9 protein-coding genes are annotated in these 13,949 nt (G+C 69.6%); 5 read left to right on the top strand and 4 right to left on the bottom strand.

Going from position 1 to position 13,949, the window contains the following annotated elements; all coding sequences use genetic code 11:
- Positions 1 to 3: 3 nt before the first annotated feature.
- The 5 genes from CG747_RS24305 to CG747_RS49780 all read left to right on the top strand — a co-directional run bounded on the left by CG747_RS24305 (position 4) and on the right by CG747_RS49780 (position 5,001).
- Positions 4 to 999 carry a replication-relaxation family protein gene (locus tag CG747_RS24305; protein ID WP_100603936.1) on the top strand — a complete coding sequence of 332 codons (996 nt, stop codon included), beginning with the start codon at positions 4 to 6 and terminating at the stop codon, positions 997 to 999.
- Positions 996 to 1,937 carry a bifunctional lytic transglycosylase/C40 family peptidase gene (locus CG747_RS24300; protein ID WP_100603935.1) on the top strand — a complete coding sequence of 314 codons (942 nt, stop codon included), beginning with the start codon at positions 996 to 998 and terminating at the stop codon, positions 1,935 to 1,937. Before CG747_RS24305 ends, CG747_RS24300 begins: the two co-directional genes overlap by 4 nt.
- Positions 1,934 to 2,806, top strand: a complete 873-nt coding sequence (locus tag CG747_RS24295) for an extensin (RefSeq protein WP_100603934.1) — start codon at positions 1,934 to 1,936, stop codon at positions 2,804 to 2,806. Before CG747_RS24300 ends, CG747_RS24295 begins: the two co-directional genes overlap by 4 nt.
- 365 nt (positions 2,807 to 3,171) lie before the next feature.
- Positions 3,172 to 4,140, top strand: a complete 969-nt coding sequence (locus CG747_RS24290) for a helix-turn-helix domain-containing protein (RefSeq protein ID WP_100603933.1) — start codon at positions 3,172 to 3,174, stop codon at positions 4,138 to 4,140.
- 729 nt (positions 4,141 to 4,869) lie between these two features.
- Complete coding sequence (locus CG747_RS49780) at positions 4,870 to 5,001, top strand: hypothetical protein (protein WP_257980687.1); 132 nt, start codon at positions 4,870 to 4,872, stop codon at positions 4,999 to 5,001.
- 1,327 nt (positions 5,002 to 6,328) lie between these two features.
- Here CG747_RS49780 and CG747_RS24285 read toward each other — a convergent pair.
- From CG747_RS24285 to CG747_RS24270, 4 genes are all read right to left on the bottom strand, one after another.
- Positions 6,329 to 6,781, bottom strand: a complete 453-nt coding sequence (locus CG747_RS24285) for a hypothetical protein (RefSeq protein ID WP_100603932.1) — start codon at positions 6,779 to 6,781, stop codon at positions 6,329 to 6,331.
- A gap of 398 nt (positions 6,782 to 7,179) precedes the next feature.
- The gene (locus CG747_RS24280; protein WP_100603931.1) at positions 7,180 to 9,000 is read right to left on the bottom strand and encodes a VWA domain-containing protein; all 1,821 of its coding nucleotides are present in this window, start codon (positions 8,998 to 9,000) and stop codon (positions 7,180 to 7,182) included.
- Positions 9,001 to 9,106: 106 nt separating this feature from the next.
- Positions 9,107 to 10,192, bottom strand: a complete 1,086-nt coding sequence (locus CG747_RS24275) for an AAA family ATPase (RefSeq protein WP_100603979.1) — start codon at positions 10,190 to 10,192, stop codon at positions 9,107 to 9,109.
- Positions 10,193 to 11,172: 980 nt separating this feature from the next.
- Complete coding sequence (locus CG747_RS24270; protein ID WP_100603930.1) at positions 11,173 to 13,935, bottom strand: BTAD domain-containing putative transcriptional regulator; 2,763 nt, start codon at positions 13,933 to 13,935, stop codon at positions 11,173 to 11,175.
- Between the last annotated feature and the right edge of the window lie 14 nt (positions 13,936 to 13,949).

Genomic DNA, 13,949 nt, shown 5'->3' with positions numbered 1-13,949 from the left:
GCCATGCCCGCACTCCCCCGCCCCTCCTCCGGCCCCGGCTCCCGCTACACCGCCCGCGCCGCCACCAGCCGCCCCCGCCCCCGCCCCACCCAACACACCGACATCGCCGCCCTCGCCCGCCGCCTCACCGCCCGCGACCTGTGGCTGGTCCGCATGCTCCACGAGCACCGCGTCCTGACCACCCACCAGATCACCCGCCTCGCCTACACCTCACTCCGCTCCGCCCAACGCCGCCTGCGCACCCTCCACCACCACGCGGTCGTGGACTCCTTCCGCCCCCTGACCGTCACCGGCTCCGCCCCCGAGCACTACACCCTCGGCCCCGCCGGAGCCGCACTCCTCGCCGCCCAGGCCGGTCTCGACGTAGCGGCCCTCGGCTGGCGCCCCACCCACACCGGCCGCATCGCCTACTCCCCCTCCCTAGGCCACGACCTCGGCGTCAACGACCTCCTCACCCACCTCGCCGCCCACGCCCACACCACCCCCACCACCAGCCTCACCCTCTGGCTCTCCGAACACTCCGCAGCCCGCCGCTGGGGCGACATCATCCGCCCCGACGCCTACGCCCACTACCACGACGGCAACCGCCTGCTGCCCTTCTTCCTCGAATACGACACCGGCAGCCAACCCCTCGCCCGCGTCGAAGCCAAACTCACCGGCTACGCCGCCTTCACCACCACAACCGGCACCCGCCCGGCCCTGCTCATCCACACCCGTACCCAGTCCCGTGACCAAACCCTGCGGCACCGCCTCGCCAACGCAGCAAGAGAGTTGGGGCTGAACGTGGCGACCTCATCCGCAGACTTCACCACCGCCGAACCCTGGGGCCCCTGGTGGGCACCACTCCAACCCGGCGCCCGCCGCACCACCCTCGCCTCCCTCACCGACCACTGGCCCACCCTCAGCCCCGCCACTGGCCTGGAACCGACCGACGCCGACACATCCCTCACCCTCCCCGTACCCCCGCAACCGCCCGCCGCCCCCAAGGCCAGATCGTGAGCTCCCTGCTCACAAAGGCGATCACCGGCATCGGCTGCACAGTCCTGGCCCTGCCTCTGCTCGCCGCCCTCACCATCGCCGCAGCGCTCGGCGGACTCTCACCAAACAGCAGCGCACCGGCCTCTCCGAGCACACACGCCCTGAACGACATCCCGCCCCGCATGCTCGCCCTCTACCAGCGCGCCGCCCTCACCTGCCCCGGCCTGTCGTGGACCGTCCTTGCCGCCATCGGCAAAACCGAGACCGACCACGCCCGCCACCCCACCATGATCTCCTCGGCAAACGCCGTGGGACCTATGCAATTCCTGCCATCCACCTTCCAGGCATACGCCCACCCCGTACCGCCCGGAGGAAAGGAGCCACCCACGCCCTGGGACCCGGTCGACGCCGTATACGCGGCAGCGCGCCTGCTGTGCGCCAACGGCGCCCGAGGCGGCAAGAACCTCCAGACAGCGATCTTCGCCTACAACCACTCCCACACCTACGTCAGCCAAGTCCTCGCGGCGGCACGCGGGTACACAACCATCACCCCAACCCCAACCAATACCGGTGCCATAGCAGTTGCCTTCGCCCACGCCCAGCTCGGCACCCCCTACGTCTGGGGTGGAAACGGCCCCTCCGACGGCGGCTTCGACTGCTCCGGCCTCACCCAAGCTGCCTACCGAGCCGCAGGCGTCCGTCTCCCCCGCGTCGCCCAAGCCCAATACGACACGAGCCCCCACCTCCCAAGGGACACCCAACTGGCCCCGGGCGACTTGCTGTTCTTCGGGCCCAGCCCGGACCACATCGCTCACGTCTCGCTGTTCATCGGCGCCGGACAGGCGATCGACGCCCCGCACCCCGGAGCTGTTGTTCGCCAGGGCCCTGCACGCACCCAGACCCTTGCCTTCCAGGGTGCGACCAGGCCCGTGGCGCGAGCGGGAGGCGGTGTCCGGTGAAGCAGATCGCCGCCCGCGAAGCCGTCAGCCTCCTCCGCTCCATGACCCGGGTCCTGTGCGTCGTCGGAGTCCTGGCGCTGGTCTTCACCACGGTCAACGTCACCCGCTTCGCCACCAGCCGCGACGTTCCCCTCCCCATCGCCGTCCTCCTCGACCCCATGATCGGCACCGCACTCGCCGGCATCCTCTACGTCGACGCACGCCTGGCCGCCTGGGGCATCACCCCACCCGCCTGGTCCACCACCCTGCGCTGGAGCGCCGGCTCCACCGCCGCCCTCATAAACACGTGGCAGAGCCTGTGGCCCGACGGCCAGATCGGCTGGCCCCACCACGCCGACCCCGCAGCCGTCCTCCTCCACCTCACCCCCGCCCTCCTCCTCATCGCCCTCACCGAAACCATCGCCGCCTACCGCCGCACCATCACCACCCTCCTCGACCACCTCACCTCCCCCGAAGCGCCCACCGCCCACACCCTCCGACCGCCTACCGCCCCCACCACCCCGGCCGCCCGACCGCCGACCGCCCACCGGCCGCCCGCATACACTCCGGCCAGCGAAACCGACCGCTGTCCAACCACAGCCACTACCCCCGCCAGCACAAGCAGGGACCCAGCCGGGCCCGAGACCGGCGACAACACACCCAACGGCCAGCCCCCGCCCACCGACCGCCCACCGGTCGGAACCGGGGCGGCAGACGCCGACGTATGGCCGCGTGCCGTCGCCCTCGACAACGCCGCCCGCGCCACCACCGGCAAACCGGTCACCGCCTGGCGGCTACGCAACGAACTCGGCGTCGGCTCCAACCGCGCCCGCCGACTCCACAACCAGCTCCAAACCCACCGCACCGACCGCCCACCCCCGATCGGATGAACCCGCCCCCGCCCACGGCACCGGACGGATCACCGACCACCCGCACACCGGGACCGCCCTCCCACGCCCGCCCCCAACCGGGACACGCCCCCCGCTCTCCAAGCTCCGGCCCATCGACCGCACCATCCACTCTGACCAGCGGCGATTCCGGGAATCCCATCGCTTGACTTCGCCCACGGTTCGAGCGTCCATGGTCGTGGCCGCAAAAGCCCGTGGGTTCACAAACCATGAACTCGCTCCCCTCACGGCCACGTTCACCGAAACCACGCGATGCGCACGCGTCGGCGAACACCCGAGGCCGTACACGCGGCCACCCCGGCCGGGGACCTCACAGTCCAATCACATGCGGAATCGAGGGACCCCAGATGTCCGACACCATCCCCGACGACAACCACGCACCAGACACCGCAACCGCTGCCGTCCTGCTCGCCGGCCTTACCGACTTGACCGACGCGCAAGCCGCGGTCTACACCGAACTCCTCGCCCTCACCGAACCCACCACCGCCGCCGGACTCGCCCAAGCCGCAGGCGTCGGCCACTCCACCGCCGGGAAGGCCCTGGCCACCCTGGAAAGGCGCGGCCTCGCCGCCCGCACTCCCGGCGGCCACGACGGCCCCTGCCGCACCCCCGACTTCTGGCGTCCCACTCCCGACGACGAGCCGACCGAGGACGAAAACGTCCCGGCACCCGCGAACACCAATCCGGGCCTCTCCACCACCGACGCCCCAGAACTCGCCACTCCCGAAGCCCCGGAGACGGACGACAACGAGGCGAACGACGACCACGCCGCAGTGGGCGAGAGCGCCCCTACCGCACTCATCACACAGAGCACCGAGAGCGGGATCCAGCCAGACGGTCCGACCCCGGACGCCGACGACGCCCACGACACAGCCGCAGCCGAGCAGCCAGATTCTGACAACACCCGCCCCACATCCGATACCGGGAGCGCAAACCTCACCACAGGCCAGGAGGGCGACGCAGGCCAGAGCGAACCGTCACATAACGCCAAGCGCGACGAAGCCGACGACAAAGCCCCCGCGCCACTGGCGATCACCGAACCACAAACGACACCGGCAGATGCGATCACCACCCCGCCGAGCAAGAAGCGGCGGCTCGCACCAGGGGTGCTACAGCAGATGGTCATCGACCACCTCCAATCACACCCCAACGAGGCGTTCACAGCGACCAAGATCAGCCGCATCGTCGAGCGGTCCTCAGGAGCCATCGCGAACGCGCTGGACAAGCTGGTTCGCCTCGGCATCGCCGAGCAAGTAAGCGACACGCCGCGCACGTTCCGCCTGGCCGGTGCCACCTCGGCCAACAACCCCCAGTAAACGCCGGCACCACCAGCCGGGCGCACCCTGCACACCATGCAGGATGCGCCCGGCCCGGATCTGGGTGCCGCCCCAGCTGTTGTCGTGCCACATCGGAACGCCGTTGTTGAGGCCGCCGTCGGCATTGCTGTCGTAGCGGTGTAGCGGGACAGACCACCGACGTCCGTGATGCCGACGACGTCGTCAAGGCCGTCGCCGTTGAAGTCGCCGGTGGCGATCTTCTTCATGTACTGCCAGGTGACATACCGTCACATGTTGTGCTTCTTGCCGTTCAGCGGGCCGGCCTGACCGTCCGCCACGGCCTGAGGGGGCGCGCGCGTTCACTCGTCCCGCACGCTCCTTTTGTGAGCTTCGGCACGCCACCTGCGGGAACTGGCAGGCCGCACCGACGAACCGTCAGGAACCCTGCCACGCCATCTGCGGGAACTGGCACGCCGTACCGGACGCACCCTCAAGAACTCCCCCAGTTCGGAGGCTTGGAGGTCCCAAAAACGGTGCCCCGAGTGGCCTATCCGACCGCTTGACATGGCACGCAGTGCCCGACTACCGGGCCAGCAGTTAGGAACTGACGCGCAAACGGATTCCGCAGCGCTCCGGTAGTCTGCCCGCTACCTGTCATCCCATGGGCTCGCGCACCGTCGTGACTCCCCGGGAGGCCACGAAGGCATGTGGACCCTCCACGGGGCTGCGAAATCCGCAGTCCCCACGGAAATGGGGTGATGGGTTCCGATGACTGAGCTGGACAAGTCGGAGGAGCACTGCCGCTGCTGCAGCAAGCGGGACCGGTCGAAGCAGACCGCCCGATGGCTGGGGCTCCTGGTCCGCGTGGTCTACGAGATCGCGCAGAACTGGTCCTGGTAACGCGAAAAGCCCCGACCTAACGGTCGGGGCCGCGCTGCACACGGTGCACTGAGGAGGGCCTCACCAGGATGCTTGGCCGGCGCCGGGTGGGGCCTTCCGTATGTCCGAATGCGGTTACTGTCGCGTACGCAAGTGAATCCGGAAATCCGTGACGCCCGTCACACTCGCCGACGGCGATGCCCTCATCTTGCCTTGTGTCACGGTGATTGTGCGACAGGTACTCACATGTTGGTCCGCCCAGTTCGGGCTCTAGATCCCGGTAACAGCCCAGGTTGAAGGGGTTTTCTGTTGGTAAAGTGACGAAGGTCACGTCACTGATCGGGCCGGATGGAGTGAGGAACTGCACACGTGAACGGTCGAGTATGAGGCGATTTGGCGGGTGTTCGGCACGTGAAAAACCCAGCCGCCATCGCTGCCGCCCGTGAGCGGCGGTACTTTACCCGCTGGGTCTGACAGTACGGGGCGCCGAGTCGCTACACCGAGCTCCAGGGCGCGGCACTGACAGTCCATGAGCTAGCGGGAGACCGACTCTTGACGGCCCCGGAGTCCGAGCCCGGTAACCGGGGCAGAAACCAGGACCAGGAGCACCCACGAGGGCGAACGTCCACCGGCCGCCAATAGCAACTGAGCGAGCGGCAGCAAGTGAGGGTGGCAGCCTGGCGCCCCGCGCGCCACGTCAGCACGAGTCGTCCCGGACACCTCGCGATACCGGGCGTCAACCGGGGTCAGGGGCACCCCCCCCCGGCCTGCGGCTGACACATGGGTTGTCCCCCTATGTAAAGAGGGCGAGGGTCACCGCGATCGTCTTCGCATCGTTCGTGATCCTTTTTTGGTCTTGGCACTTTGGGTCGTGGCACACCAGCCGGGATCGTTCAGTTGGGCCTGGGCATCGCCATCGTGGCTGGGCTTTCTCAGCGTCAGTCCGGCGATTGGTTCCGCCGCCCACAGCGCTGACGACCAGAACGCACCGCCAATGGCCGGCCACGCCTGCCCGGTCGTCTCCGACATCCGGCGCCGTGCCGGCCAGCTGCCAGCAGACACCGGCCTGGGCCCGCACCCCAGCCGACGCCCTACCCTGACCCACGAGCCCTCCGGGTCGGTCGGGGCCCAGGCACTCAGCAACGGCCTGGCCGGCAGATTCTCGGGGTAGAGTGCCCTCCCTCCCGCCTGACGCTCAGCGCGCGACGGCCTCGACCTGCATCAAGGTCGTCAACTGACTCTGCCTGTCACGGTGGTACCTGCCCATGCGTGGGACCGGCTACAACGCCTGACTACGAGTGCGTACGGATCCACACCGGTGTCTCACCCCGATCCGACGGGTTGCGGGTCAGCGGCGGCCTGCGCACCCCGCGTGGCCGCAACCACCGCAGAAATCCCCGCTGTTGCACGGGCACGGGCACGGACCGGCCGTGCGACGCCGCGCCGGAAGCCGATCTGGCGCCAGGGTGGGGGCGGTGTGGCAGATGGCGGTGTCCAGGAGACGGAGGCGCTCGGGAAGTGTGAGGCGGTCGAGTTCGCTCAGCCAACCGGCCAGGTCCTCGTCAAAGCGCTGGACCACGCGCTGGGGTGTGGCCAGGTTCACCAGGCAGGAGGCGGCCTCGTCGACGATGCCGCCCAGCGAGAGCGGGTGGTCGCCGAGCAGATCGCGGTCGTACAGCTCAACGACGAGCTGGGCGAGTAGTGCGTGCAAGGGAGGGACAGCCTGGTCGCTGTGCGTGGCGAGATGACGGTGTGTCTCGGTGAGCAGGCGGTGAGTGGCGTGGCGGTAGTGCGGCTCCATTGATTCCTCCTTTGATAGCGACGAGTGGCGCAGGCGGGCGGCCTGCCGTGGGGTACCGGCGCCGACATCCCTGAACTGGTGCGGTGCTGGGGCGGAAATCGAAGGGGTCCCTGCACGGCCAACTGCGGGCGGTCACGTTCCGGTGCGGTCATGACGGCCTGGACAGCGATGAGCGGGTGCATTTGCTGGGCGAAGCGTGGCTGCGTGCAGGTCGGTAGTGTGGCCGGCGTTCTGGAGCAGGCCGTGGCCGTGACCGGGGCCGATTCACGGCGACGGGTAGGGGCGGTCGGTCATGGCGGTGGGAATCGTTCCTGTTGATCGTGTGGTGCGGTTTCGGGCGACGGTGTGGGTTGGGGCTCGGTGGTGCCGCCCCGGGTGGGGCCCGGGGCGGCGGGTGGTTACGGGCGGGTGATGGCCAGGGCGGTGGCGGCGGCTTGGGCGATGGCGGTGATGGCCTGGGCGGGGTCGGTCAGTTCCAGGAGGGTGGTGCCGGGCAGGGGGCGGGGGTCGGGGGCGAAGGCGAGCCAGAGGACTGCGCATCCGGTCTTGCGTAGGGCGGTGATGCGGGTGGCGGCGCGGGCGGTTTCGTTGGGGTTGTAGTAGCCGTCGGAGGCGATGACCAGCAGGCGGCCAGCTCCGGGTCGGTCAAGGTCGAGCCCGGCAGTCAGGGCGTCGATGGCCTCGGCGAGGCAGTGGCCCCCTCCCTTGGTTTTGAACTGTGTGACACGGGCGGGGATACGTCCAGGCGCGGTGATGGCGGTGATCGAGCGGTGGTAGGCGACGGTGGCGGTGCGGGAGTCGGGGTCGGTCAGGGCGGTGGCTTTGGCCAGGATCCAGGCGGCTGAGGCGATGGGGGCAGTAGCGCGGTGCATTGAGCCGGAGACGTCGACGGCGATACCGACCCGTAGGGGTGGGGTCGGGGTGGGGCGGTGGAGGGTGCGGGTCCAGGGTGTTGCGGTGGGGGTGGCACCTGCGGCACGTTGGGCGTCCCGGGCCAGGGCCTGGCGCATGTTGAGCCGTCCGGGCGGGGCGGCGGAGGCGGTAACGGTGGCGATGCGTTCCCGGTAGGAGGCCGCCCGCAGCACCCTGGCCAGTCGTCCGGCGGCCGCTTTCTCCCCTGCTTCCGGTGCCCGGGTTCCGGTGACCGGCGAGCGCTCGCGGCCCTTGCCGGGGTCGCCGGGCGTGAAGGGGCGTCCGTGGGAGGCGAAGACCTTCTCGGCGATCTTCGCGGCCTGCCGCGCCTGGGCGGCGTGGTTGGCCTTGGCCTGTACGCGGGCCGTCCGGGCGGCGGCGACCTTGGCCTCGGCTTCGGCCTGGGCGGTTTCGTTCGCCTGCACCTGGGCCACCACCTTGCCGACGGCTTCGGCCAGCTCGCCCACGCGGCCGCCGGTCGGGTCCGGCGGCGGGGGTGCGCTGGTGGGGGTGGCGCCAAGCGCCTGGCACCAGACGTGGGCATGGGCCAGCATCGCCGCTCCGTCCTCGTCGCTAGCGGCGTGGGCCGCCCTCCAGATCTCGGCGAGGGTTTGGAGGAGGTGGGGGCCGAGGATGCTGGTGAGGGTGTGCTCCAGGGTTTGGGTTTCGTCCGGGTCGAGGATTCCGGCGTCGCGGCGGGCGAGGAGCAGCCCGGCCGCAAGGGCTGCCTGCCAGCGGTCGGTGGGGGTGGCGCTGGTGAAGTCGGTCAGGACCAGAGTGCGGACGGCGGAGCGGAGGTAGCGGCGGTCGCCGGGGCGACGGTGCAGGTGTGCATGCTCGGCGCGGGATTCCTCAAGGATTTGTCCGGCCACATCCACGGCGGTGCCGCGCAGCTCCGCTGGGGTGTACCAGCGGCTGTGAGTGGCGTGGGCTGCCTCGTGGACGAAGGCACCCCACGCGCTGGGATAGCGATCTTCATCGCCGGGCCGGGCGGGGCGGATGGTGGCCGGGTGCAGGGGTCCGAAGAGGGCGGTGTCGATCTCCAGTTGGGCGGTGGTGGGGTAGAAGGCGGCCGGGGCTCCGGAGCGGGTGCCGTCTTCGCAGGTGACGAGGATGTCTTCACGCCCGGTCAGTTCCGGCAGCCGTGCGCTGAGGGCGGCGGCGATCCGTAGCCAGTGGCCCCGCTGCGTGCTGGGGCGCACTTCGGCAAGGTTGCCGCCGTCGTCCTCCCAGCGGGCGGTGGACCATTCAGCTGCGGACAGGGCAGGCGGGTTAGGTGGGAGGTGGTTGTGCAACTGGGCAGCCATGGGTGGTTCCTTTCGCAAGGTGGGGTGTGCAGTGGTCGTTCGGGGTGGCCCAGTGGTGGGCTGTGGGCGGCCGGGCCCGGCTCGGGGCTGGGCCCGGCGGCGGTGGTTAGAGTTGGCGGCCCAGGGCGAGGGCGGTGACGGGGCGGCCGAGGGCTTTGGTGACGATCTCGGCGACCACATCGCGGTCTTCCAGCGGTGCGATGCCGACCAGGTTGGCGAAGGCGGCCTCGGTGCCCAGGACATCGGCGATCTTCTGGAAGGCGATCAGTTCGCGTAGTTGAGGAGTCCAGCCGACTTCGCCTGCCTGTTGGCTGGTGGCGAGGTGGCGCGCGATGCGGACCGCCGTGCGGTTGATCTTCAAGGAGGCTGCCAGGTCGTAGTCCGAGCCCACCTGAATCTGCACGCTGAACCGCGAAGCCAGGGCCTCGGTCAGCACCGCTCCGTGGACGCCCGGATTGTGTCCGGCGATCACATAGAAGCCGTCGGCGGCCATGATCGTCTCGCCCTTGTGCGCCTTGACCTGGATCTGGCGCCGCCCGTCCATCGCCGGATACAGCGCGGCCAGCACCTTCGGGGAGATCAGCGTCGCGTCGTCCAGAAGAAGCGCGCGCCCGTCCTGCATGGCGGTGACCAGTGGCCCGTAGATGAAGTCGTACCCGCCGCTTGAGTCCTGCGTGTACTCGCCGATCAGGTCGCCGACCGTGGTGTCACCGTCTCCGGCTACCGTGATCAGATCCGGGAACGCCGCCTCGATGAGTGACGTCTTCCCCGTGCCCGGCGGCCCGTACAGCAACACCGCAACCCCCGCCTCGCGCAGCCTGCGCAACGCCTCGACGTCCGGGAGGTGTGCCAGGGCCCTGGGGTGGTACTGCTGCCCGTTCGGGCGGGTGATGGGCTGTGGCTTCCCGCCCGGCGGCGGAGCCGTGTTGGCGGGCCGGGTTGTTGGCCGTGGTGTGGGGACGGACGGGTTGGGACTCGGCGGGCTTGTGGAGGTGGTCTGGGCGGCAGCGGTGGTCTTGGGCGTTGCCCGGTACATACGGGGCTTGGATCCCACCCGTTCCGCCTCGCCCCGAACGACCAGGGTGTCGCAGGCGTTGCCGACAGCGCCTCCCGAATGTCCCAGCACCTTCGCCGGGATGTTGGCGACCCTGGCGCGCAACTCACCCGGTCGCGTCTTCGACGGGGCGGTCATGGAGGCGGGGGCGGCGGATGTGGGTTGTGGCTGAGCGTCAGGTTGGGACGGGGGCTGGGGCGGCGTGGTCATACGTGACTCCGTTGTCGTGGTCGTCCGAAGGCGGCAGGTCGGCTACTTGTCGGCGGGCGGCGACTGGCGCGGCACGGCGGGGCGTCGAGGCGGCTGGGGCGGACGGGTCATGGGCTCGATCGGACGTCTGGGCCGGGGGATGCGGGGGATCACGGGGGCGTTGTCGTCAAAGGCATGGCACATCGGTCTCTCCTCTTCAGGCGTAGATGGGGGCGTGCGGCGGAAATCAGGCGGCGGTGCGCTGGAATTTCTTTTGGCCGCACTTCACCCGCGCACGGATATCCTCCGCGAAAGAATTGACTGGATTTCCAGTTCCTGCTTCCCGGGAACAATTCAAATATAGCTCGACCCGCATTTCAGCTGAAGTCGAATTGGGCTTGATAATGCTGGACTTCTCGCGAATTCACGACGGTAATTCAGGGGAATTCTGAAGTGTGCGACGTAAGGCGTCGTGGTCCGTGGAATTGACGACCGTTTCCCAGGTGCCTGCATGTGGCGGCCCCCGGCGCGGCCCCCGGCGCGGCGGCACCCTCGGCTACGCCCGGGCGCCGCCGCGCCTCACAGGTGCTCGAAGCTATGCAGTCCCGAGTCCAGGTTCGTAGGAAGATGTACACGGCCGGTTAGAGGCATGGAAGATCGCGCGGCTGGGTGCCGGCATGCGCGCCGGGTTCACGGGCGGCCGGGGCTTGTCACAAGTAGATCGGGATGCATAACTGCACCGATATACAGTCGCCCTCGCCCGCGGGTGGCTCGCTGGGGCTCTGACCTGCGGCTACGGGACCGGTGGGGGCGTCGCTTCCAAGCGCGTACACGGGCGCGACGGCGGAATCGCCCCCCGGAACGACGGAGGACGCGTCATCGTGCCCTCACGCAGGATGTGAGGCTCGTAGCGGCAGTGAGCTGCGGCTTTACCTCACCTCGCGGGAGTGGGGCCTGGGTGTGATGAGGGCTTGGGTGGCCGGGTCGGGTTTGAGGCCGAGTTCGGCGAGGTGGCGTTCGAGACGGGTGTAGGAGTGGCGGGCGGCGTCGTGGCGGCCGGCGGCCTGGTAGAGGCGGATGGCGTGTTGGGTCAGCCGTTCGTGATCCGGGTGAAGGGTTCCCAGGTGCTCCAAAAGCGGCAGGACGACGTCCCGTTGTTGCGGCTCGGCCGTGGCATGTTCGGCTTGGCGGGCCAGGCGGAGAGCGGCGTCGGTGGCCTGCGTCGTGAGGTGTTCCCGAATCGCGTCAGCCCACAGATAGTCAGTGCCATGCGCGAAGGGGCCGCGGTAGTGGGCCAGGGCCTCCCCTACAGCAGACAAGGCGTCATGTGCTGAATCCGTCGTTGCAGAGAAAGCGTTCCTGAGGATCCGGGCGAAATCCGCGAGGTCGGTTTCTACGAGTTCCGGGTGGAGTTTATGGAGTTCTCCCTGGCGGAGGATGAATTCCTGTGTGGTGATTCCGGTTGCGGCGCGCAGGGCGCGGCGTACGGCGCGGCGGAGGTTTTTCAGTGCGTTCTGCTCGTTGTCGGGGTCGAGTTGGAGTTTGTCGGCGATGTCGGTGGCCAGGAGTCCGGTGGGGTGGGCGGCAAGCAGGGCGAGGAATTCGTGGACTTCGGGCCTGAGGTTGGTGCCGACGGGGTCTTCGTGACCGCGGGCGTAGAGCGTGACGGGGCCGAGGACGTGGAGGCGAACGGGCTTGGTCTGTTGCGGACGGGAGGGGGTGGTGGCGGGCAGGTCGGCAGGGGGCGGTTCGCCCTCTGCGTCGTCGGCGGGATCGGATTGCGGCCGACACTCGCGCGAGGGTGGGCGTTGGTCGGGGAGGATGCGCAGGTGGGAGCGCTGGCCGTGTGCACCGAGGAGGACCTCGGTCATGTCGTGGCCCGCGTCGGGTGTGAGGTGGAACAGCTCCAGCTGACTGGGGTGTTGGAGGTGCGCGTCGGGTCGGGTGGTGGTGCCGTCGGCGGCGATGTTCCAGTGCTCGGCTTCAGGTAGTGGGGTGTTGAGGGTGAGCACGATCAGGACGCCGGGTCGACTGCGGGTGGCCAGGGCCTGGACCTGTCCGATGTGGGCGGCGTCCGGCGTGGCCAGCAGGAGCAGGGCGCCGGGTTCGGTCTCGTCGGCACTGTCCGATGTTGCTGGGCGGGTCGTCGGCGTATCGCGGTCGTGCTGTGCACGGGCGTGGACAACCAGGTGTTGTTCGGCAATACGGACCGCGTGTGCGGTGTCGGTGGTCTGGGTCACCGCGCTGAACTGCCGTGGCAGGCCAGGCAGCAGGCAGTCGGCGAGGTCTTGCGGGACAACGGCCTTGACATGGGGAGCGGCGGGGCGTTGGCGTTCGGCGGCGGTGAGGACGCCGGTCAGCAGCGCGCGGGCGGCGTCCTCGGCTCCGGGGCCGGTCCAGGTACAGCCGCCGATGGTGGCCAGGACGTCGATGGGCACCTCGCCGTTGTCGCTTACCCCGATGGTCACTGTGTCTGCACTGCAGGGTTGTTGGGGTGGGGTACGGCGAGTGATCAGGGCTTCAGGGTCGTGGGGACGGCGGGGTTGTGCGGCGGCGTGTGCGGCTTGTGCGGCCTTGTCGACCAGGGGGCTGAGAGCGGGTGCCTGCGTGTCCGGGGCACGCCGGCGGCGCTGGTGGACGTACCAGTAGCGCCGCGCGGCCAGAAGACCTGCCGCCGCAGTGATGCCGATCAGGCTCGCCTCCCCGAACCCGATGGCGGCCGGTCCCGGCGCTGCCTCCGCCTCTTCCTTGCGGCCCGAGTCGGCGTCGTCCGGTCGTGGTGTGGAGAGGGCGTGCCGGCCAGTGGCAGGCCCCTGGCCGGGGGCTGGCCGGGGCGGCGTCGGTGAGGCGGATGGGGACTTCGATACGGAATCTGGCGTGGGGCCGTCGGGAGCGACGGTGGTTGCCGGCGAAACGGGGTGGTCACTGGCAGGGAGGGTCAGTCGCCAGCCGGCCTGGAGCGTGTCCGGGTCGTGGAGCTGGGTGCCGTCGCTTTGCACACGGTCCTTGTTGAGGGCGTAGATCCGTGGCCATTTGAGCGCGTCACCGAGGTGCACCGCGGCGATGTCCCACAGCGTGTCGCCTTCCACCACCGTGTACTCGATGTGCCGCACCGCTTCGGCTCTGGCGTGAGGCCCGTTGGCCTTCGGGCCGGACATCGCCGCCGTGGTTGCGGCGCCGGTGGTGGCTTGCTGCACCAGCGCGGGGTTGAGCGGGGCTGTCGCGGCGATCCGGTGCGGGGCCTCGTTCGCGAAAGAGGGCTGCTGTGCGCCTGCCGTGGCGGGGCGCCAGAGGCTGAGCAGGGCGACGACGAGGGTGCCGATGCACAGCGCGGCCAGCGAGCCTTTGAGAGACAGGGTTGCCACGTGGTCGTGGTGGGTGCGGCGGTCCTGCAGCAGTTGTGGGAGGTGTGCCGTGTACCAGCAGATTTCGCGGGCCACGGTGAAAGCGAAGGCGGCCCAGCACACCCAGCCGACCGTGGCCAGCAGGTCGATGACCAGGGGATCGCTGATCGGCTGTGCGAGCCGCTCGCCCAGCTCGTGCCAGGAGTGAACACTCTCGGGCCAGGGGATGCCGACCGCCTGCCACAGCACGTAGGGCATTCCGGCCAGCAGGGCGAACGTGACGGTGAGGGTGCCCAGGGCCGTGGCGGCCGCGGTCAGGCGCTCGCGTAGTGCGACGTGGTGAGTCATGGTGGCCGGTTCGC

Source organism: Streptomyces sp. CB02959 (assembly GCF_002803155.1).
GTDB lineage: Bacteria > Actinomycetota > Actinomycetes > Streptomycetales > Streptomycetaceae > Streptomyces.
The sequence above is the reverse complement of the archived record's forward strand: the minus strand, read 5'-3'. Positions and strand labels throughout refer to the sequence as shown.

What these genes read in the sequence shown, in the direction of transcription:
- CG747_RS24305 (WP_100603936.1), top strand. Translation starts at nt 4, where the DNA reads ATGCCCGCACTCCCCCGCCCCTCCTCCGGCCCCGGCTCCCGCTACACC.
- CG747_RS24290 (WP_100603933.1), top strand. Translation starts at nt 3,172, where the DNA reads ATGTCCGACACCATCCCCGACGACAACCACGCACCAGACACCGCAACC.
- CG747_RS49780 (WP_257980687.1), top strand. Translation starts at nt 4,870, where the DNA reads ATGACTGAGCTGGACAAGTCGGAGGAGCACTGCCGCTGCTGCAGCAAG.
- CG747_RS24285 (WP_100603932.1), bottom strand. Translation starts at nt 6,781, where the DNA reads ATGGAGCCGCACTACCGCCACGCCACTCACCGCCTGCTCACCGAGACA.
- CG747_RS24280 (WP_100603931.1), bottom strand. Translation starts at nt 9,000, where the DNA reads ATGGCTGCCCAGTTGCACAACCACCTCCCACCTAACCCGCCTGCCCTG.
- CG747_RS24275 (WP_100603979.1), bottom strand. Translation starts at nt 10,192, where the DNA reads ATGACCGCCCCGTCGAAGACGCGACCGGGTGAGTTGCGCGCCAGGGTC.
- CG747_RS24270 (WP_100603930.1), bottom strand. Translation starts at nt 13,935, where the DNA reads ATGACTCACCACGTCGCACTACGCGAGCGCCTGACCGCGGCCGCCACG.